The 19,174-nt window shown below is 71.0% G+C and carries 20 protein-coding genes; 11 read left to right on the top strand and 9 right to left on the bottom strand.

Going from position 1 to position 19,174, the window contains the following annotated elements; all coding sequences use genetic code 11:
• Positions 1–51: 51 nt before the first annotated feature.
• From OG521_15645 to OG521_15635, 3 genes are read left to right on the top strand one after another with little or no spacing between them, the layout of a single operon-like run.
• Positions 52–522 carry a VOC family protein gene (locus tag OG521_15645; protein ID WUW22153.1) on the top strand — a complete coding sequence of 157 codons (471 nt, stop codon included), beginning with the start codon at positions 52–54 and terminating at the stop codon, positions 520–522.
• A gap of 52 nt (positions 523–574) precedes the next feature.
• The gene (locus OG521_15640) at positions 575–1,240 is read left to right on the top strand and encodes a hypothetical protein (protein WUW22152.1); all 666 of its coding nucleotides are present in this window, start codon (positions 575–577) and stop codon (positions 1,238–1,240) included.
• A 52-nt stretch (positions 1,241–1,292) separates the two neighbouring features.
• Positions 1,293–1,658, top strand: a complete 366-nt coding sequence (locus tag OG521_15635; protein ID WUW22151.1) for a hypothetical protein — start codon at positions 1,293–1,295, stop codon at positions 1,656–1,658.
• Positions 1,659–1,670: 12 nt separating this feature from the next.
• Here the strand turns inward: OG521_15635 and OG521_15630 are convergent, their stop codons facing one another.
• Positions 1,671–2,918: a class I SAM-dependent methyltransferase gene (locus OG521_15630; GenBank protein ID WUW22150.1), complete on the bottom strand. Its 1,248-nt coding sequence runs from the start codon at positions 2,916–2,918 to the stop codon at positions 1,671–1,673.
• 129 nt (positions 2,919–3,047) lie between these two features.
• Here OG521_15630 and OG521_15625 point away from each other — a divergent pair, with 129 nt between their 5' ends.
• The 4 genes from OG521_15625 to groL all read left to right on the top strand — a co-directional run bounded on the left by OG521_15625 (position 3,048) and on the right by groL (position 6,644).
• Positions 3,048–4,031, top strand: a complete 984-nt coding sequence (locus tag OG521_15625; GenBank protein WUW22149.1) for a polysaccharide deacetylase family protein — start codon at positions 3,048–3,050, stop codon at positions 4,029–4,031.
• Positions 4,028–4,366: a hypothetical protein gene (locus OG521_15620; protein WUW26950.1), complete on the top strand. Its 339-nt coding sequence runs from the start codon at positions 4,028–4,030 to the stop codon at positions 4,364–4,366. Before OG521_15625 ends, OG521_15620 begins: the two co-directional genes overlap by 4 nt.
• Positions 4,367–4,610: 244 nt before the next feature.
• On the top strand, positions 4,611–4,919 hold the full coding sequence (groES, locus tag OG521_15615; GenBank protein ID WUW22148.1) for a co-chaperone GroES: 309 nt from the start codon (positions 4,611–4,613) through the stop codon (positions 4,917–4,919).
• Positions 4,920–5,021: 102 nt separating this feature from the next.
• The gene (gene groL / locus OG521_15610) at positions 5,022–6,644 is read left to right on the top strand and encodes a chaperonin GroEL (GenBank protein ID WUW22147.1); all 1,623 of its coding nucleotides are present in this window, start codon (positions 5,022–5,024) and stop codon (positions 6,642–6,644) included.
• Positions 6,645–6,949: 305 nt separating this feature from the next.
• Here the strand turns inward: groL and OG521_15605 are convergent, their stop codons facing one another.
• From OG521_15605 to OG521_15575, 7 genes are all read right to left on the bottom strand, one after another.
• A complete protein-coding gene (locus OG521_15605) occupies positions 6,950–7,978 on the bottom strand; it encodes a hydroxyacid dehydrogenase (protein WUW22146.1) in 1,029 nt (342 codons plus the stop codon).
• A 24-nt stretch (positions 7,979–8,002) separates the two neighbouring features.
• Positions 8,003–8,935: a carbohydrate ABC transporter permease gene (locus OG521_15600; protein WUW22145.1), complete on the bottom strand. Its 933-nt coding sequence runs from the start codon at positions 8,933–8,935 to the stop codon at positions 8,003–8,005.
• Entirely contained in the window at positions 8,932–9,867 is a 936-nt protein-coding gene (locus tag OG521_15595; GenBank protein ID WUW22144.1) for a sugar ABC transporter permease, read from the bottom strand. The genes OG521_15600 and OG521_15595 overlap by 4 nt, the downstream gene beginning before the upstream one ends.
• Positions 9,864–11,198 (bottom strand): sugar ABC transporter substrate-binding protein, encoded by a 1,335-nt coding sequence (locus OG521_15590; protein WUW22143.1) that lies wholly within the window; start codon positions 11,196–11,198, stop codon positions 9,864–9,866. Before OG521_15590 ends, OG521_15595 begins: the two co-directional genes overlap by 4 nt.
• A gap of 162 nt (positions 11,199–11,360) precedes the next feature.
• Positions 11,361–12,491, bottom strand: a complete 1,131-nt coding sequence (locus OG521_15585) for a substrate-binding domain-containing protein (protein WUW22142.1) — start codon at positions 12,489–12,491, stop codon at positions 11,361–11,363.
• A gap of 145 nt (positions 12,492–12,636) precedes the next feature.
• Positions 12,637–13,410, bottom strand: coding sequence for an SDR family oxidoreductase (locus OG521_15580; protein ID WUW22141.1), 774 nt, complete (start codon positions 13,408–13,410; stop codon positions 12,637–12,639).
• Positions 13,411–13,467: 57 nt separating this feature from the next.
• Complete coding sequence (locus OG521_15575) at positions 13,468–14,142, bottom strand: MOSC domain-containing protein (protein ID WUW22140.1); 675 nt, start codon at positions 14,140–14,142, stop codon at positions 13,468–13,470.
• A 93-nt stretch (positions 14,143–14,235) separates the two neighbouring features.
• Here OG521_15575 and OG521_15570 point away from each other — a divergent pair, with 93 nt between their 5' ends.
• Positions 14,236–15,126 (top strand): LysR family transcriptional regulator, encoded by an 891-nt coding sequence (locus tag OG521_15570; GenBank protein ID WUW22139.1) that lies wholly within the window; start codon positions 14,236–14,238, stop codon positions 15,124–15,126.
• Positions 15,127–15,209: 83 nt separating this feature from the next.
• Here OG521_15570 and OG521_15565 read toward each other — a convergent pair whose 3' ends face one another.
• Entirely contained in the window at positions 15,210–15,536 is a 327-nt protein-coding gene (locus OG521_15565) for a WhiB family transcriptional regulator (GenBank protein ID WUW22138.1), read from the bottom strand.
• A 412-nt stretch (positions 15,537–15,948) separates the two neighbouring features.
• On the opposite strand from OG521_15565, the gene OG521_15560 reads away from it, so the two are divergent.
• The 3 genes from OG521_15560 to guaB all read left to right on the top strand — a co-directional run bounded on the left by OG521_15560 (position 15,949) and on the right by guaB (position 19,103).
• Entirely contained in the window at positions 15,949–16,560 is a 612-nt protein-coding gene (locus tag OG521_15560; protein WUW22137.1) for a response regulator transcription factor, read from the top strand.
• Positions 16,561–16,897: 337 nt separating this feature from the next.
• The gene (locus OG521_15555) at positions 16,898–17,473 is read left to right on the top strand and encodes a sigma-70 family RNA polymerase sigma factor (protein WUW22136.1); all 576 of its coding nucleotides are present in this window, start codon (positions 16,898–16,900) and stop codon (positions 17,471–17,473) included.
• Positions 17,474–17,600: 127 nt separating this feature from the next.
• Entirely contained in the window at positions 17,601–19,103 is a 1,503-nt protein-coding gene (gene guaB / locus OG521_15550) for an IMP dehydrogenase (protein WUW22135.1), read from the top strand.
• Positions 19,104–19,174 lie beyond the last annotated feature (71 nt).

The following is a 19,174-nucleotide window of genomic DNA, read 5'->3' as shown; positions in this document are numbered from 1 at the left end:
CCACCGGTCTACCCTGCATCGCGTTCCGCACCACCGAGTGAGGAGAGGACCATGCAGAAGGTCACCACGTTCCTTTGGTTCGACAAAAACCAGGCCGAGGAGGCGGCGGACCACTACATCTCCGTCATCGGCGGCGACTCGCGCGTCCTGGACGTGACCCGCTGGACCGCGTCCTCACCGGGTGACGACGGGGCGGTGATGACCGTGCGGTTCCAGCTGGAGGGCGCCGAGTACATCGCGTTCAACGGCGGACCCCAGTTCCCCTTCAGCGAGGCCGTCTCCCTCTCGGTGGAGTGCGCCTCGCAGCAGGAGGCCGACGAGCTGTGGGACCGGCTCACCGCGGACGGCGGCCAGGAGAGCCAGTGCGGCTGGCTCAAGGACAGGTTCGGGGTGTCCTGGCAGATCATCCCGCCCGGTCTCGGCGAGGCCCTGACCGACCCGGACCCGGAGAAGGCCGCCCGCGCCATGAAGGCGATGTTCGGCATGAAGCGCCTGGACATCGAGGCCCTGCGCAACGCCTGAGACCGCCCCGCCCGGGCGGGGGCGCCGTCCGGTGCTCGGTAGGGTCTGGCCCATGTCCGCTCGCCCTGCGCTGCCGCCGCCCCCGCCACCCGTGGAGATACGCACCTGGCCCGACCGGGGGGCGCTGCTCGCCGACCGGGCCTTCATCCTCGGCGCGTTGGTGCGGATGCACATCGGGCCCGGCCGCCTCGGGCTGCTCTGGACGTGGGGGGCGCTCGGGGCGTTCGGCTGGGCGCTGATCGGCACCGCGTTCATCACGTTCGAGGAGTCGTACGACATCATCAGCTCCATCATGGGCGTGGTCCTGCTCGCCCTGGGCGCCGCCGCCCTGGTGCCCGCGGTCGTCCTCGTCGTCGTGGGCCTGCGCCGGGACCGGGACATCCGCCGACTGCTCGCGCAGTGGGGCGCGTTGGACCGCGACCCGGCGGGCGACAGTGCGCTCCGGCTGCCCGGCGTGAGCCTGGCCTGGCTGCTGAGTTCCTTCGCGCTCTGCGCCTTCGGGCTGTACGCCTGCTTCGCCGTGCCGGCGGGCGCGGTCCGGGGCCATGACACCTACGGCCTGATGGCCCTGATCATGGGACTCGGCTTCATCAGCTGGCTGATCGGCCTCATCGGCGTCATCAAGGCCTTCCGGCACCGGAGTTGGATCCTCGGGACGCTCGCCGGCCGGGCCGCGTCCGATCCCCTCGTCCCCTCCGGCGGCGGTGCCCACCGCTGACCCCGGCCCTATCCTTGGCGCATACACGGGCGACTCAGGGGGAGGGCGTTTCATGGAGTGGTACTGGTGGCTGCTCATCATCTTCTGGACGGGCGGCTTCGGCTGGGCGGTCGACAACGTCCGTACGGCTCTGCGCAATCGGCACACCCGCAAGCTGGAACTGCTGGAGGCCGGCAAGCAGGAGCGGCTGGCGGTCGAGGCGGCGAACCGGCCGCCGGAGCCGGTCTGCGGCTGCACGCACCACCTCGCCAAGCACGACAAGCGGGGCAAGTGCCACGAGCGGGTCGAGGTGCCGACCGCGTGGGACGAGCAGAAGAAGCCGGTGCGCTTCGAGTCGGGGCAGTGCAACTGCCAGCAGTACGTGGGTCCGCAGCCGCTCTCGCAGGTGTACGCGGACGATCTGACCGACCTCGCCTGAGGCCGGCCGCACTCACCCGAGGCCGGCCTCCGGGCCGGTCACGGGGCGGCCGACCAGCATCGTCGGCGCGTCCGCGACCCGGGTCAGGAAGACCGTGGCCGCGTGCGGCCCCCGGAGCTTCATCTTCCGCCGCAACTCCTCGGGTTCGACCGCCGAGCCGCGCTTCTTGACCGTGAGGACACCGACCTCGCGCTCCCGCAGCAGCGCCTTCAGCCGCTTCACGTTGAAGGGCAGCTGATCGGTGATCTCGTAGCCGGCGGTGTACGGGGAGTCGTACAGCTCGTCGCTCGTGACGTACGCGATCATCCCGTCGATCAGCCGGCCGTGGCAGCGCTCCACGATGCCGGCGACCAGATGCGCCCGGATCACCGCACCGTCCGGCTCGTACAGATAGCGGCCCACCGGGCCGACCGGCGGGGCGGGCAGCTCGGCCGGAGCCGCCAGGGTGGCGCCCGACGGGAGCAGCGTCGCGCGGTAGGAGCCGGCCTCGAAGCCCTCGCCGAACCACAGCACCGCCTCCTTCACGTCGCCGCCGTCCGAGATCCACTCGGCCTCCGCCTGCGGCCCGATCGCCTCGTGCGGGACGCCCGGGGCGATCTTCAGCGCGGCCCTCGGCGCCTTCAGCGCGGCCGCGGTCGCCCAGGACAGGGGCGGGGAGTACGCCTCCGGGTCGAAGATCCTGCCGCGTCCGCCGCGCCGGGCCGGGTCGACGAAGACCGCGTCGTAGGGCGTGGTGTCGATCTCGGTGACGTCCGCGCACCGGACCTCGATCAGCGCGTCCAGGCCGAGCGCGGCGGCGTTGGCGCGGGCCACCTCGGCGGTCAGCGGGTCGCGGTCGACGGCGAGGACGGAGATCCCGGCCCGGGCCAGGGCGATCGCGTCGCCGCCGATCCCGCAGCAGAGGTCGGCGACGCTGCGCACCCCGGCGTCCGCGAACCGCCGGGCGCGGTAGCCGGCCACCGAGGTGCGGGTCGCCTGCTCGACCCCGTTCGGCGTGAAGAACATCCGGTGCGCGTCCTCGGCCCCGAACTTCGCCACCGCCCGCTGCCGCAGCCGGGCCTGGCCGATGGCCGCCGAGACGAGGGCGGCCGGGTGGGTGCGGCGCAGCCGGGTGGCGGTGGCCAGTTCCGTGGCGGGGTCGTACGACCGCAGGCCGGCCAGCAGTCCGGCGCCCTCGGGGGTGCGCAGGGCCAGGAAGTCGGCGAGGGGGTCGGGGGCGTCGGACGGGCCGGCCGGGGAGAGAGCGTTCACCCGCCCCATTGTGGGCCAGTCGGCTGCGCGCCAGCCGGGGGACCGTGCGGGGCGGGCGCTGTGTCGGCCCGGAAGCCCGGCCCCGGGCTGGCAGGATGCGGCGCCATGCAGCCAGTACGACAAAAGGAAGAATTGGACATGAAGAGGCGCAGACCGGGTGCGGAGTCGTGCGGGCAGGGACGGGCGAGGCGCGGACGGGGGCACCTGCGGCGCCGGCCGGGCTATGCGGTCGTCGCCGCGCTCCTGGTCGCCGCCGTCGGCTCGGGCTGTGCCGCCGAGACCGCCGAGCGCGCACCGGCCGACCCCGGCCGCGCGGCCGCCGCCCAGGCCGGACAGCAGGGCGGGCCCCCGGCGGGAGCGGCGGGGTCCGTCGCCGCGCAGGCCGAGAAGGCGCGCCGCGCCCTGGCCGCACGGGCCGTCGCCGCGAAGAAGTGGGGCCTGGCGGGCACCCCGCTGACCCCGCCGGCGCCGCCCGCCGTGAAACCGCACCTCACCACCCGCAAGGGCTTCGAGGTCGAGGGCGGTGACGCGTCCCTGCCGCCGGTCTTCACGACGGTCCCCACCAAGGACAAGATCGTCTTCCTGACGATGGACGACGGGGACGACAAGGACCCCGAGCTGCTGAAGATGATGTCGGAGCTGAACATCCCGTACAGCGCCTTCCTCAGCGACTACCTGGTGCGCGACGACTACGCGTACTTCAAGGAGGCCCAGGCGCGCGGCGTCGTCCTCGGCAACCACACGCTGAACCACCGCTACATGCCCGGTCTCTCCCACGAGGAGCAGCAGCGGGAGATCTGCGACCAGCAGGACATCCTGGAGAAGCAGTACGGCGAGCGCCCCCGGCTCTTCCGGCCGCCGTACGGGAACTACAACGGCGACACCCTGCGGATCGCCAAGTCCTGCGGCATCACGGCCGTGCCCCTGTGGGCTGCGGAGGCGTTCCCCGACCACATGGAGTGGCGCGAGGAGGACCAGGACCTGCACCCCGGCGACATCATCCTCACGCACTTCCGCGGCAAGAAGGACTGGAAGGGCAGCATGCCCGACCTGATCCGGTCCGTCATGAAGGTCATCACGGACAAGGGTTACGCCGTGGCCCGGCTGGAGGACTACGTATGAGAAGGGCGCACCGGCTGCTGGCCGGACTGCTGACCGCCGGTGCGCTCCTGACCGCCACCGCAGGCTGCGCGCAGTCGGTGGACCCGATCGAGCGGCTGGGCCGCAAGGCGGTGCAGCGGGTGCATCCGTCGCCGAGCGACCCGGAGGCGCGGCCCGCGGCGGTGCGCGGTGACCACGGGGCGCCGGGGGCGATGGTCGTCGTCGCCTGCGGCGGTCCCGCGGCCGGCGGCTACCGGGTGCGGCCACCGGTCCACTGGTGGCCGGAACGGCCGGGGCGGCCGGGACGTTACGAGTCGGGGGCCCCGGCCGTGGAGGCGGGGTGCGCGAGGCGGTAGTCGCCGGATCCGGACCTGCTCCGGCGCGCGGTCCGGACCTCTCCGGAGACGCCACGAGGGCGTGAATTGGCACTCCGCTTGACCGAGTGCTAATCGCGGTCATAGTCTCAGTGCTGGCACTCCCCACTGGAGAGTGCCAGCAGTTCTGTGCGACCGGCAGGTCCGGCACCCGCGACGACGGGCCCACCTGGTCGCCACCCCAGACTGATAACCCCGTGAGATCTCCGAAGGGGGAGACCGGATCGTGTCGACCGCCAGCTCCAAGGTTGCGATCAAGCCGCTCGAGGACCGCATTGTGGTCCAGCCGCTCGACGCCGAGCAGACCACGGCCTCCGGCCTGGTCATTCCGGACACCGCCAAGGAGAAGCCCCAGGAGGGCGTCGTCCTGGCCGTGGGCCCGGGCCGCTTCGAGAACGGCGAGCGCCTTCCGCTCGACGTCAAGACCGGCGATGTCGTTCTGTACAGCAAGTACGGCGGCACCGAGGTGAAGTACAACGGCGAGGAGTACCTCGTCCTCTCGGCTCGCGACGTGCTCGCGATCATCGAGAAGTAATTCACCCAACGTTTGCTTCTGTTCTGCGCCCCTGGCCCCCTGCGAGATAACTAGCCGGGCGGCAGGGGCGCAGTTCTTGTTTTGAGAGGACAGTTCAGCTCCATGGCGAAGATCCTGAAGTTCGACGAGGACGCCCGTCGCGCCCTCGAGCGCGGCGTCAACAAGCTTGCCGACACGGTGAAGGTGACGATCGGTCCCAAGGGCCGCAACGTCGTCATCGACAAGAAGTTCGGTGCTCCCACCATCACCAACGACGGTGTCACCATCGCGCGCGAGGTCGAGCTGGACGACCCGTACGAGAACCTCGGTGCGCAGCTGGTGAAGGAGGTGGCGACCAAGACCAACGACGTGGCCGGTGACGGTACGACCACCGCCACCGTCCTCGCCCAGGCGCTCGTCCGCGAGGGTCTGCGCAACGTGGCCGCGGGCGCGTCCCCGGCCGCCCTGAAGAAGGGCATCGACGCCGCGGTCAAGGCCGTGTCCGAGGAGCTCCTCGCGACCGCCCGCCCGATCGAGGACAAGTCCGACATCGCCGCCGTGGCCGCGCTCTCCGCGCAGGACACCCAGGTCGGCGAGCTCATCGCGGACGCGATGGACAAGGTCGGCAAGGACGGTGTCATCACCGTCGAGGAGTCCAACACCTTCGGTCTGGACCTCGACTTCACCGAGGGCATGGCCTTCGACAAGGGCTACCTGTCCCCGTACATGGTGACCGACCAGGAGCGCATGGAGGCCGTCCTCGACGACCCGTACATCCTGATCCACCAGGGCAAGATCGGCTCGATCCAGGAGCTGCTGCCGCTCCTGGAGAAGGTCATCCAGGCCGGTGCCTCCAAGCCGCTGCTGATCATCGCCGAGGACGTCGAGGGCGAGGCCCTGTCGACCCTGGTCGTCAACAAGATCCGTGGCACCTTCAACGCCGTCGCGGTGAAGGCCCCGGGCTTCGGTGACCGCCGCAAGGCCATGCTCGGCGACATCGCCACCCTCACCGGTGCGACCGTCATCGCCGAGGAGGTCGGCCTCAAGCTCGACCAGGCCGGTCTGGACGTGCTGGGCACCGCCCGCCGCGTGACCGTCTCCAAGGACGACACCACCATCGTCGATGGTGGCGGCAAGTCCGACGAGGTCGTCGGCCGCGTCAACCAGATCAAGGCCGAGATCGAGTCCACGGACTCCGACTGGGACCGCGAGAAGCTCCAGGAGCGCCTGGCGAAGCTGGCCGGCGGGGTCTGCGTGATCCGCGTCGGTGCGGCCACCGAGGTCGAGCTCAAGGAGAAGAAGCATCGTCTGGAGGACGCCATCTCCGCGACCCGCGCCGCGGTCGAGGAGGGCATCGTCTCCGGTGGTGGCTCCGCTCTGGTCCACGCCGTCAAGGTCCTCGAGGGCAACCTCGGCAAGACCGGCGACGAGGCCACGGGTGTCGCGGTCGTGCGCCGCGCCGCCGTCGAGCCGCTCCGCTGGATCGCGGAGAACGCGGGCCTCGAGGGCTACGTCATCACCTCGAAGGTCTCCGAGCTCGACAAGGGTCAGGGCTTCAACGCCGCGACCGGCGAGTACGGCGACCTGGTGAAGGCCGGCGTCATCGACCCGGTCAAGGTCACCCGCTCCGCGCTGGAGAACGCCGCGTCCATCGCGTCGCTGCTGCTCACGACCGAGACGCTGGTCGTCGAGAAGCCGGCCGAGGAAGAGGCCGAGGCCGGTCACGGCCACGGTCACTCCCACTAGCGGGTAGCTGTTCCGCGCAAGCGGTGAGGCCCGGCACCCTTTCGGGGTGCCGGGCCTTTCGCGTGCCCGGCCTCGGCCCGGGCCGGACCTGTCTCTGCTCGCGTATGAGGTTCAGCCGGCCGACTCCAGCCCTCGGGGCAACCTCAGCCCCTCCGGCGATTGAGGAGCGGGAGTCCGGGGGCAGGGCCCCCGGGGCTCCGCCCCGGACCCCGCGCCTCAAACGCCGGCGGGGCTGGAGTTGCCCGCGAAACCTCAAACGCTGGAGGGGCTGAGGATGCCCGGAGGGCCTCCTTTCGTCCCCCGCCTCACGCCGAGCGCGACAACGCGTCCCCGTGTACCGGGTCCGCGAACGGGCGGCCGGTCGCGAAGCGTTCCAGTTCGTCCAGGGCATGGTCCGCCATCCGGTGCAGTTCGTTGCCGAGCGAACCCGCGATGTGCGGGGTCAGCAGCACGTTCGGCAGGTCGTACAGCGGCGAGGCGGCCGGCGGCAGTTCGGGGTCCGTCACGTCCAGGACCGCGTGCAGCCGCCCGCTCGTCAGCTCGGGGAGCAGTGCGTCCTCGTCGACGAGCGAACCCCGGGCGGTGTTGATCAGCGTCGCGCCGTCCGCCATCGCCGCCAGCTGCGCGGCGCCGATCATGTGGCGGGTGGCCGGGAGTTCGGGTGCGTGGACGGACACGATCCCGCTGCGCGCGCAGAGTTCGTCCAGTGCCACCGGTTCGACGCCGAGCCGGGTCGCGGAGGCGGGGGACAGGTACGGGTCGTACAGCAGGACCTCGAAGTCGAACGGCCGCAGCAGTTCGATGATCCGGCGCCCGGTGCGGGAGGCGCCGACGATGCCCACCGTACGGCCGTGGTTGCCCCAGCCGTCCAGCTCCTCCCGCCAGTCGTGCGGTGCCCGCAGTTCGCGGTAGCGGCGGGCGCTGCCCAGGACGTTCTTGCCCGCGAAGAGGATCGCGGCCAGCGTGTACTCGGCGACCGGGCGGGCGTTCGCCGCGGCCACCGAGGTGACCTGGATGCCGCGGTCCCAGCAGGCGTCGGTGACGTGGTGCTTGACGCTGCCCGCCGCGTGGACGACCGCCCGCAGCCGGGGCGCCGCGTCCAGCACGGCCTCGGTGAGCGGGGGTGCGCCCCAGCAGGTCAGCAGCACCTCGGCCCCGGCGAGCGCGGCGGTCACCGCCGGGGACGGGTCGGGCAGGTGGTGGGCGACGAGCGCGGGATCGGTGCGGACGAGACCGGTCAGCCGGTCCCGCCGGCCGGGGGTGAGCAGCCGCCCCGCGATCCCCGGCCCCATGGCCAGGAGCGCGGCGGGCCGGTTGTCAGTGGTGTCGTGCATGGTGGAACCCGGGCTCCTCGGAGGTCACTTGACGCTGCCGGCGGTGAGGCCGGCCTTCCAGTGACGTTGCAGGGTGACGAAGGCGATGATCAGCGGGGTGACGGCCAGGAGGGAGCCGGTGACGACCATGGGGTAGAAGCTCGGGTCGGCGTTGGCGGTGCTGTGCCAGTTGTAGAGGCCCAGGCTCAGCGGATAGAGCTTCTTGTCCGAGAGCATGACCAGGGGGAGGAAGAAGTTGTTCCAGATGGCGGTGAACTGGAAGAGGAAGACGGTCACGAAGCCGGGCATGACCATGCGCAGACCCACCGACCAGAAGGTGCGCATCTCGCCCGCACCGTCGATACGGGCGGCCTCCAGGACCTCGTCCGGTATGTATCCCGCGCTGAAGATCCGCGAGAGGTACACGCCGAACGGGTTGACCAGCGCCGGGATCAGCACCGCCCAGTAGGTGTTGACGGTTCCCGTCTTGACGGCCAGCAGGTACAGCGGCAGGGACAGCGCGGTGGAGGGCAGCAGGACACCCAGCAGCACCAGGGCGAACAGCTTCTCCTTGCCCTTGAAGCGGTACTTGTCGAAGGCGTACCCGGCCGCGACGCTGATCAGGGAACAGCCGAGGGCCCCGACGCCCGCGTACAGCAGGGAGTTTCCGTACCAGCGGAAGTAGATGCCGTCCTGATACGTGGACAGGGAGGTGAGGTTGCTGCCGAGGTTGAAGCCCTCGAAGGAGAAGACGTCGCCGCCCAGCAGGTTTCCGGCGTCCTTGGTCGCCGCGGTGACCAGCCAGATCAGCGGGAAGAGCGTGTAGACGGCGGCGATGACGAGGACGCCGTTGACCGCGGTCTTCGACAGCCAGCGGTTGGACCGGGGGCCGGCCGGGCCGGCGGCGGCGCGGTCGCGGGCGCGGTCGGCAGGGCGGGCGGCCGGGGCGGCCGGATCGATCATGACGGGGGAGGTCATGCCCGTGCCTCCTTGCGGTTGGTGAAGCGGGTGACGGCGAAGGAGAGCGCGGCGGCGACGAGCGCGATGAGTACGGACGCCGCGGCGGCGAGACCGTAGTCGTTGCGTTCGAAGGCGGCGCTGTAGGCGTACATGTTCGGGGTCCAGGTGCTGGTCACGGCCGAGCCGGAGCCCCGGCTGAGGATCAGCGGCTCGGTGAACAGCTGGAGCGAGCCGATGATGGTGAACAGCAGCACCATCACCAACGAGGAACGGATCAGCGGGAGTTTGATGGAGAACGCGATCCGCCAGTTCCCCGCGCCGTCCACGGTCGCGGCCTCCAGCAACGACCGGTCGACGGCCTGCAGTGCGGCGTAGAAGATCACCACGTTGTAGCCGAGCCACTCCCACAGCGCGATGTTGACGATGGAGGGCAGCGTGCCGTCGGACGAGAAGAAGTCGAAGCCGATCCCGCCGGCCTCCATCGCCTTGACGACCGGGCTGAGCTGCGGCGTGTAGAGGTAGATCCAGATCAGCGCGGCGATCAGACCGGGGATGGCGTGCGGCAGGAAGAGCGCCAGCTGGAAGAAGCGCCGGGCGCGGGCCAGGGCCGTGTCCAGCAGCAGCGCCAGCACGATGGCGCCGCCCGCCATCAGCGGGATGTAGAAGGCGCAGTAGCCCAGCAGCACCCAGAAGCCGTCGCGGAAGGCCTGGTCGCCGAGGGCGGCGGCGTAGTTGCCGAGCCCGTCGAAGACCGTACGGGGGCCGTCGAAGCCCAGCCCGGACTGCTTCTCCGTGAAGAGGCTCAGCCAGAGCGCGTAACAGACCGGGACGATCATCGCGACGGTGAACAGGACGAAGAACGGGGTGAGGAAGGTGCCGGCCGCGATCCGGGTGCGGGCCTTCGCGCTCAGCCCGCCGGTGCGGGTACCGGAGTTGGGGGGCGTGCTCATGAGGGCTCCTCGACCTTCAGACCGCGCTTCTTCAGATCGGCGACGGTGGCGTCATGGGCGGTCCGGATGGCGTGCGGGAGGGTGGAGCTGCCGCCGACGACCTCGCCGAGTTCGTCGCCGAGTGCGGAGTTGGTGGCGCCGGGGCTCGGGCCCCAGATCCAGTCGGGGCCGATGGAGGCCCCGGCCCGGGTGAACAGGCCGTACAGGTCCTGGCCGCCGTAGAAGCTCGTGTCGAACGCCTTGCGGGCGATCGGCACCATCGCGGGCGACGCGGGCAGCGCGCTCGACGTGCTCGCGCCGATCCGGGCCTTGATGGCGTCCTCGTGCGTGGACATCCACAGGGCGAACTCGACGGCGGCGGCCGTCTTGGTGCTGTTCTTGCTCACCGCGAAGGTGGAGCCGCCGATCATGCCGCTGGCCGGCTTGTCCGCCTCCCAGGACGGCAGCTCCATGGCGGCCCACTTCCCCTTCTCCTCGGGCACGATGCCCGCGAGGACACCGGCGCCCCAGGAGGCGCCGAGGTAGCCGACCGTGGTGCCCTGCTTGAGGGAGCTGGTCCACTCCGGGCTGAACGAGGATGCGGTGCTGACCAGCTTGTCGTCGATCAGCCCCTGCCAGTACTCCGCCGTGCGCTGCGAGGCGGGGTCGGTCGTGTCGACCTGCCAGGCGTCCTTGCCGGCCCGGAACCACTGGGCTCCGGCCTGCCAGGCCATGGCCTGGAAGAACGTCGGGTCGTCGGGGAAGAAGGTGGCGATCCTGGTCTTCGGCGAGGCCTTCTTCACCTGCGCGGCGGCGGTCCGGAAGTCGTCCCAGGTCTTCGGCAGCGTGATGTGGTGCTCGGTGAAGAAGTCCTTGCGGTAGTAGAAGACCTGCGGCGACGCGTCGAACGGCACCGCCCAGTTCTTCCCGCCGAGCGTCGTCATCTCGATCGTCTGCGGCAGGAACTTCTTCTTGATGTCGTCGGTCAGGTAACTGCTGATGTCCTGGAGCGAGCCCTGGCTGACGAACGCGGAGAGCTGCGGGTACTCGATGGAGAGCAGGTCGGGCGCGATGCCCGCCTTCACGGCGTTGGCGATCTTGGGATAGCCGCCGAGGCCGCCGGAGGGTATCTCCTCGAACTTGACCTTGATCGTGTCGTGGCTCGCGTTGAACGCGTCCACCACTTCCTGCGACCCCTTGGTCCAGGCCCAGAAGGAGACGGTCACGGGGTGCTCGGCGGTGCCACGGGCGGGGGAGCGGCCGCCACCGCCACCGCCGCACGCCGTCAGGACGGCGACGGCGGTGACGGCACCGACCAGTGCATGGATGGGACGGGACCAGCTGCGGCTCACGGAGTGGCTCCTGTACGTGCGGGAACAGGCAGTGGCCGTGATGTTTCGATCCCTCGTGAGCGAAGTCAAGAGCGAAAGATTGAATGATCGAAAAATGATCGAACGAGGGAGTGGCGAGTCATGTCAAAAGGGGATGAAGGGGGTGCGGCTCGTGGGGCGGATTCAGCCGCCGTCGTTCTCGCCGGAGACCGTCGGCGGTGTCGCGGGCCGGCCGCACGACTCGCGGACCCGCAGGGCGGGCAGCAGCGCCACGTGACGCCGCGCCACCAGATCGTCGGGACCACCCTCGCGCCGCCCCGCCAGCCGCTCCACGAGCAGCTCCGCCGCACGCCGGCCGACCTCTCGCTTGGGCGGCGCGACTGCGGTGAGCGGGGTGTCGGCGAGCGCCGCCACCTCGTCGTCGTAGGTGATCAGGGACAGGTCCCCGGGCACCCGGACGCCCAGCTCGGCCAGCCGCCGCACCATCCGGATCGCGTCCTCGTCGTTGTGCATCAGCGCCGCGGTCGCCCGCCCCCGCCGCACCGCGTCCCGCACCGCCTGCGCGGCCCGCTCGAACAGCTCCGGATCGCGTTCGTCCGACGAGGACTCGATCACCGGCCCCGGCGCCCGCAGCCCCAGCACGGCCAGCGCCCGCGCGTACCCGGCCCGCACCGCCTGGGCGGTGGGGCTGTCCGCCCGGGCGATCAGCAGCGGGGCCCCGTGGCCGAGCCCCACCAGGTGCCGTACGGCGAGCAGCACGCCGTACGCGTGGTCCGAGCAGACCCGGTCCAGGCCCTCCAGCGGACCGCCGGGCGCACCGGTCCGCTCCACCATGACCTTCTCCACGGGCAGCCGGGCGATCCAGTCGCTGAATGCGGCCGGATGGCCCGGCTCCGTCCAGCTCGGGGCCAGCAGCAGCCCCTGCGCGCCGGCGGCGAGCAGCCCGGCGGCGTGGGAGGCGTCGTCCTCCGGCCGGTAGTCGGTGACCCGCAGGATCAGCCGGGCACCGAGCCGGGCGGCCGCCTCGTGCGCGCCGCGGATCACCTCGGCGAAGTAGTACACGGCCGCCGGCGCCAGCATCCCGATGACCGGACCGCCGCCCGCGGGGGTGCCGGACAGCCCCCGCTCGGCCGGCCAGGAGACCGAACCGTGCACCCGGTCCAGCAGGCCGCGCGCCGCGAGAGCCTCGACGTCGCGGCGCGCGGTGACCGGGGCGACGCCGAGCCGCTCCGCCAGGTCGGAGACGCGGACGCTGCCCCGTTCGCGTACCAGGTTCAGCAGTCGGTCATGACGTTCAGCGGCACCTTCGCGCACGGTGACGGCCCCCTCAGGCGGATGATCGGGCAGCGGATGATCGAACAGGGTACTGTTCCGATCATTCGATCACACCGGAGCGGCTCCGCGGGGGTCGGCCGTGCGCCGGGGTCCGTTCGCGCGGGGCCCGCCGCGGGAGTCCTGCCTACTGGGGCCCGTACTTGCGGCCCGTCCTGGAGGTCATTCCGCCGAGCAGACCGCGCGGCGTCAGCTTCACCAGGCCCATCAGCGCCTTGTACCGCGGGTCCGGCACCGAGACCGACTTGCCGCGCGCCAGGTCCGCCAGGGCCGCGGCCACCAGCTTGTCGGCGTCGAGCCACATCCAGCCCGGGATGTTGCCGGTGCCCATCCCGGCCCGCTGGTGGAACTCGGTCCGGACGAAGCCGGGGCACAGCGCCATCATCCGCACACCCGAGCCGGCCAGGTCCTTGGCCGCGCCCTGGCTGAACTGGACCACCCACGCCTTGGACGCCCCGTACGTGCCGCGCGGCACGAACGCCGCCACCGAGGCCACGTTCACGATGCCGCCCCGGCCGCGCTCCTTCATGCCCGCCGCGGCCGCCGACGTCAGCCGCAGTACCGCCTCGCAGTGGACCTTCAGCATCGCCAGCTCGTCCGCCATGGGCACGTCCAGATAGCGGCCCTTGTTGCCGAAGCCGGCGTTGTTGACCAGCAGATCGACCGACTCCCTGCGGTCGGCCAGCCGCGCCTCGACGGCGGCGATCCCCTCGTCCGTGGACAGGTCGGCGGTCAGCACCTCGGCCTCGATGCCGTGCCGGTCGTGCAGTTCGGTGGCCTGGTCCCGCAGCCGGTCGGTGTCGCGGGCCACCAGCACGAGGTTGTGTCCCCCGGCCGCGAGCCGGCGCGCGAAGGCGGCCCCGATGCCCGCGGTCGCGCCCGTAATCAGTGCAGTCGTCATACGCGGCACGTTAGTGCCAGGCCCGCACCTCCCCGCGACCCGCCCGCCGCTCCCCGCTCACCCCTGACGGGCCACGTACGCACGCGCCCTGCGCAGCGCCTCGGGATGCAGGGCCGCACCGGCCGTGAGCAGCAGCGGCAGCAGTTCCCGCTGTGTGGTCACGGCCCGGAACTGCAGCTCCACCGTCACCTCGTGGTCCGGCCGGTGCACGATCTCGACCGGGTCGCCCGCCCGGATGCCGCCCGGCGTGATCACCCGGAAGTACGCCCCGGGAACGGCCGTCCGCGTGTACCTCTTGATCCAGCGCTCCTCGCCGACGTGGCCCGCGAACGTACGGCACGGGATCCGGCCGGACGTGACCTCCAGGACCAGCTCGGCACCGACCCGCCAGCGCTCGCCGATCAGCGCCTGGCCGACCGCCACCCCGGCCGTGGTCAGGTTCTCGCCGAACCAGCCGTTGCGGACCGGGCGGCCCAGTTCTCGCTCCCAGGTGTCGAGGTCCTCGCGGGCGAAGGCGTACACGGCCTGGTTCGAGCCGCCGTGGTGGCGCAGATCGCAGACCGCGTCCCCGGCCAGTGCGCTGCCGCCGACGCCCTCGGGACCGGGGTCCGCGACCCGCACGAGTCCCTCGACGGGCCGCTTGTCGATCCCGGTCAGGCCCTCCTTGGAGTCGGTGTAGGGCACCGCCACGGGCCGGCCCGTGTTCACCGTCAGCACTCTCATCGCGTTCATGCCCGCACGCTAGCGACTTCCGGCCACAGCGTCCGGCTGAAAGTCACATGCTGATAATTCGCAGCCGACCCAAGATTCGCTTATATTCGAAGAGTGATCGAGGCCCGTCATCTCCGAGTCCTGCGCGCCGTGGCCGGCACCGGTTCCTTCTCCGCCGCCGCCCGCGAGCTGGGCTGCACCCAGCCCGCCGTGAGCCAGCAGATGAAGGCGCTGGAGTCCTCCGCGGGCACCACGCTGCTCATCCGCACCGGACGCGAGATGCGGCTGACACAGGCCGGAGAGGCGCTCGTGCGCCACGCCTCGGGCATCCTCGCCGGGCTCACCGCCGCCGAGGAGGAGGTCGCCGCGATCGCCGGGCTGCGGGCCGGCCGGGTCCGCCTGGTCTCCTTCCCCAGCGGCAGCTCGACCCTGGTCCCCGGCGCCCTCGCCGCGCTCCGGGCGGACCACCCCGGCACCCGGGTCTCCCTGGTCGAGGCCGAGCCGCCCCGCTCGGTGGAGATGCTGCGCGACGGCGACTGCGACATCGCGCTGGCCTTCCGCTACGGCACGCCGGGCACCGAGTGGGACGACCTGGTGGTGCGTCCCCTGCTCACCGACCGGCTGATCGGCCTGGTGCCCGAGGGGCACGGGCTCGCGGACCGGGACGAGGTCGGCATCGGCGAACTCGCCGCCGAGTCGTGGATCGCCGGCTGCCCCCGCTGCCGCCGGCAGCTGGTGGAGGTCTGCGAGGAGTCCGGCTTCACCCCGCGGATCGACTTCGCCACCGACGACTACCCGGCGGTGATCGGTCTGGTCGGCGCGGGTCTGGGGGTCGCCGTGCTGCCGGCGCTGGCGATCGAGTCGGTACGCCCCAGGGGGGCCAGGACCGTCGCGGTGGAGCCGGCCATCGAGCGCGAGATCGTCGCGCTGACCCTGCCCGACCTGGCCCAGGTCCCGGCCGTGGCGGCCACCCTGGACCAGCTGTCCCGGGCGGCCACCCGCTGAGCGGTCCCGCAGCGGGCCGTCGGGTCCGGTGTGGGGAAACGTGAAGTGAAGAAACGTTTCGCCTGTGCTGGTGTGCGGCCGGTTCAGCCGTGTCCCGGCGGTGAGGCCGGTGCCGCCGCGGTGATCAGCCGGTTGCGGGCCCGTCCCATGAGCTCCTCGCGTTCGTCCTCGGTCAGTCCGCCCCACACCCCGTAGGGCTCGCGTACCGCCAGTGCGTGCGCGGCGCACTCGGCGCGTACCGGGCATCGCATGCAGACCTCTTTCGCGGAGGTCTCGCGGGCGCTCCGGGCGGCTCCGCGTTCCCCCTCGGGGTGGAAGAACAGTGAGCTGTCGACCCCTCGGCAGGCCGCCAGCAGCTGCCAGTCCCACAGATCGGCGTTGGGTCCGGGAAGGCGGGAGAAATCTGCCATTGCTTGTCCCCTCGAAACCATGCTGTGTCGGAAACGTCGTGGTCGTCCGTCGGTGACCGTGCCCATGACCGTACATCTACGGTGTTAGTAGATGTAAATATGACTGATTGCGAATCTAGCCACAGACACCAGCAAAAGGGAAGAAAACCCGCTAAATGGGGCATACGTTCATGAGAAGTTTCGGTTGACAGCTGGACGACTCGTGGCGCTCTCCTCCGTGCTCGCTCCCTCACGTAGAGTGCCGAACTCGGCCTTCCGACCCGTAACTCTTTCGAGTGACCATCGTTGAGAGTGCGGAGGCGGTTGGCAGAAAAAGCGATCGGGCAGATGTCCGAGAGCGTCAACCGCACAGGTGACGACTTGTTACAGCCTGGAGGCCCAAGGTGACGCGCATCAGCTGCGGAGGACGGTCATGACATCCGTCCTCGTCTGCGACGACTCCCCGCTTGCCCGAGAAGCGCTCCGTCGCGCGGTCGCGACCGTGCCCGGCGTCGAACGTGTGACGACCGCGGCCAACGGTGAGGAAGTCCTCCGCCGCTGGGGCGCCGACCGTTCGGATCTGATTCTCATGGACGTACGCATGCCCGGTCTGGGTGGTGTGGAGACCGTCCGTCGGCTGCTCTCCGCCGACCCCGGCGCGAGGATCATCATGCTGACCGTCGCCGAGGACCTGGACGGTGTCGCGCTCGCGGTCGCCGCCGGGGCCCGCGGATATCTGCACAAGGACGCCTCCCGGGCGGAGCTCCGGGCGACCGTCACCCAGGCCCTGGCCGATCCGACGTGGCGGCTCGCCCCGCGCCGGCTGCGGTCGGCCGAGATGGGTGCGGCGCCCACGCTCACGGCGCGCGAGATCCAGGTGCTCGAAGGGATGAGCCACGGCCGCTCCAACGCGGAGATCGGCCGCGAGCTGTTCCTCTCCGAGGACACGGTGAAGACGCACGCCAGGCGGCTGTTCAAGAAGCTCGGCGCCTCGGACCGCGCGCACGCCGTCGCGCTCGGTTTCCGCTGGGGCCTGGTCCGCTGAGAGGCGGCCCGTTCCCAGGTCACGCGACAGCTTCTGAGGTGCGGCCGTGACCGGCGGCCGCCGATCCACACCCCGTCCGCACGCCGGCGGACGGGGCGACCCGGGCGAGGGGTGCGGCACACGTCGTCCCCCGCCCGCACAGCCCGCCGCCCCGGCGGCATGTGACGCTTCCCGGCCGATGACGCATCCTTGAGACGTGGAGTTCCTCGGGAACGATTCGGTCGAGCGGAAGGGGAGGGCGCAGGACATGACTTCCGGCGCACCCGCTCATAACGCTTCGGTGCACAACTACGGACGCGGTGCCGCGGATGACGCGGCACCGGGGCACCATGGTTCGATGCGCGACGACGGAACGACGGTGATCGGTGCTCTGGTGCATCGTGCCGTCGAGGGCGACGCGCAGGCCACCCATGATCTGCTGGCCCACGTCCACCCCCTCGCGCTGCGCTACTGCAGGTCCCGGCTGAACCGGCTGCCCGGTGACGCGCGCCACTTCGTGGAGGACCTGGCGCAGGAGGTCTGCGTCGCGGTGCTGATGGCCCTGCCGCGCTACAAGGACACCGGCAGACCCTTCGAGGCCTTCGTCTTCGCCATCGCCGGCCACAAGGTGGCCGATCTCCAGCGCGCCGCGATGCGGCACCCGGGATCGACCGCCGTGCCCTCCGACGAGATGCCGGAGCGGCCGGACGACTCGCTCGGGCCCGAGGAGCGCGCGCTGCTCAGCAGCGATGCGGCCTGGGCCAAGAAGCTCCTCGCCAACCTCCCGGAGAACCAGCGCGAGCTGCTGGTCCTGCGCGTCGCCGTGGGGCTCACCGCCGAGGAGACCGGACAGATGCTCGGCATGTCGCCGGGTGCGGTCCGGGTCGCCCAGCACCGCGCGCTGAGTCGGCTGCGGGCCCTCGCGGAACAGTGAACGGGACACCTGTCCGTGCCGTAGGAAGCTACAGAACCTCCCGGTGATCTTGTTCATGGAATGAGACACCCCCGGAGGCCGTTAGCATGGACATCCGCACCGATCAAGGCCATTTGGGGAAGGTGTCATGACTGCAAACGTCGACGGAGTGCCCGAGAAATTCGCGACACTCGGGCTGACATACGACGACGTGCTGCTGCTGCCGGGCGCATCTGAAGTGCTGCCCAACGCGGTCGACACCTCGACGCTCATCTCGCGGAACGTGCGGGTGAACATCCCGCTGCTGTCCGCCGCGATGGACAAGGTCACCGAGGCCCGGATGGCCATCGCCATGGCCCGGCAGGGCGGCGTCGGCGTACTGCACCGCAATCTCTCGGTCGAGGACCAGGTCAACCAGGTCGACCTGGTGAAGCGGTCCGAGTCCGGCATGGTCACCGACCCGATCACGGTCGGCCCGGACGCCACGCTCGGCGAGGCCGACGCGCTGTGTGCGAAGTTCCGCATCAGCGGCGTCCCGGTCACCGACCCGGCGGGCAAGCTGCTCGGCATCGTCACCAACCGCGACATGGCCTTCGAGTCGGACCGCTCGCGCCAGGTGCGCGAGGTCATGACGCCGATGCCGCTGGTCACCGGCCGCGTCGGCATCTCCGGCGTGGACGCCATGGAGCTGCTGCGCCGCCACAAGATCGAGAAGCTTCCGCTGGTCGACGAGGCGGGCATCCTCAAGGGCCTCATCACGGTCAAGGACTTCAAGAAGGCCGAGCAGTACCCGGGCGCGGCCAAGGACGCCGAGGGCCGGCTGCTCGTCGGCGCCGCCGTCGGCGCCAGCCCGGAGGCGCTGGACCGCGCCCAGGCGCTGGCCGGGGCCGGTGTGGACTTCCTGATCGTCGACACCTCGCACGGTCACAACAGCAACGCCCTCAACTGGATGGCGAAGATCAAGTCGGCCGTCGACGTGGACGTCATCGGCGGCAACGTCGCGACCCGCGACGGCGCCCAGGCCCTGATCGACGCCGGCGTGGACGGCGTCAAGGTGGGCGTCGGTCCCGGCTCGATCTGCACCACCCGCGTGGTCGCCGGCATCGGCGTCCCGCAGGTCACCGCGATCTACGAGGCCGCCCTCGCGGCCCGTGCCGCGGGCGTCCCGGTCATCGGTGACGGCGGCCTGCAGTACTCCGGCGACATCGGCAAGGCGCTCGCCGCCGGTGCCGACAGCGTGATGCTCGGCTCGCTGCTCGCGGGCTGCGAGGAGTCCCCGGGCGAGCTGCTCTTCATCAACGGCAAGCAGTTCAAGTCGTACCGCGGCATGGGTTCGCTGGGTGCGATGCAGTCCCGCGGCCAGGGCCGCTCGTACTCCAAGGACCGCTACTTCCAGGCCGAGGTGTCCTCCGACGACAAGCTCGTCCCCGAGGGCATCGAGGGCCAGGTGCCCTACCGGGGCCCGCTGGCCAACGTGCTGCACCAGCTCGTCGGCGGTCTCCGCCAGACGATGGGGTACGTGGGCGCCGCCTCCGTCGACGAGATGGAGAGCAAGGGCCGCTTCGTGCGGATCACCTCGGCGGGTCTCAAGGAGAGCCACCCGCACGACATCCAGATGACGGTCGAAGCACCGAACTACAGCAGGAAGTAACGCGACAGCGCAGGTGAGGGGCGGTCCGGGGTTCCCGGAACCGCCCCTCCCTCATGTGTCGGGGATACTGG

The sequence above is a fragment of the Streptomyces sp. NBC_01463 genome, from assembly GCA_036227345.1.
Classification (GTDB): domain Bacteria; phylum Actinomycetota; class Actinomycetes; order Streptomycetales; family Streptomycetaceae; genus Streptomyces.
This window is presented reverse-complemented; position numbering and strand designations above follow the sequence as displayed.

Bases quoted from the DNA above. Each gene is read 5' to 3' on its own strand.
- OG521_15635 (WUW22151.1), top strand. From the start codon at position 1,293: ATGGAGTGGTACTGGTGGCTGCTCATCATCTTCTGGACGGGCGGCTTC.
- OG521_15565 (WUW22138.1), bottom strand. From the start codon at position 15,536: ATGGCAGATTTCTCCCGCCTTCCCGGACCCAACGCCGATCTGTGGGAC.
- OG521_15555 (WUW22136.1), top strand. From the start codon at position 16,898: ATGCGCGACGACGGAACGACGGTGATCGGTGCTCTGGTGCATCGTGCC.
- OG521_15595 (WUW22144.1), bottom strand. From the start codon at position 9,867: ATGAGCACGCCCCCCAACTCCGGTACCCGCACCGGCGGGCTGAGCGCG.
- OG521_15580 (WUW22141.1), bottom strand. From the start codon at position 13,410: ATGACGACTGCACTGATTACGGGCGCGACCGCGGGCATCGGGGCCGCC.
- OG521_15630 (WUW22150.1), bottom strand. From the start codon at position 2,918: ATGGGGCGGGTGAACGCTCTCTCCCCGGCCGGCCCGTCCGACGCCCCC.
- OG521_15640 (WUW22152.1), top strand. From the start codon at position 575: ATGTCCGCTCGCCCTGCGCTGCCGCCGCCCCCGCCACCCGTGGAGATA.
- groL (WUW22147.1), top strand. From the start codon at position 5,022: ATGGCGAAGATCCTGAAGTTCGACGAGGACGCCCGTCGCGCCCTCGAG.
- OG521_15620 (WUW26950.1), top strand. From the start codon at position 4,028: ATGAGAAGGGCGCACCGGCTGCTGGCCGGACTGCTGACCGCCGGTGCG.
- OG521_15625 (WUW22149.1), top strand. From the start codon at position 3,048: ATGAAGAGGCGCAGACCGGGTGCGGAGTCGTGCGGGCAGGGACGGGCG.
- guaB (WUW22135.1), top strand. From the start codon at position 17,601: ATGACTGCAAACGTCGACGGAGTGCCCGAGAAATTCGCGACACTCGGG.
- OG521_15600 (WUW22145.1), bottom strand. From the start codon at position 8,935: ATGACCTCCCCCGTCATGATCGATCCGGCCGCCCCGGCCGCCCGCCCT.
- OG521_15645 (WUW22153.1), top strand. From the start codon at position 52: ATGCAGAAGGTCACCACGTTCCTTTGGTTCGACAAAAACCAGGCCGAG.
- OG521_15560 (WUW22137.1), top strand. From the start codon at position 15,949: ATGACATCCGTCCTCGTCTGCGACGACTCCCCGCTTGCCCGAGAAGCG.
- OG521_15575 (WUW22140.1), bottom strand. From the start codon at position 14,142: ATGAACGCGATGAGAGTGCTGACGGTGAACACGGGCCGGCCCGTGGCG.
- OG521_15605 (WUW22146.1), bottom strand. From the start codon at position 7,978: ATGCACGACACCACTGACAACCGGCCCGCCGCGCTCCTGGCCATGGGG.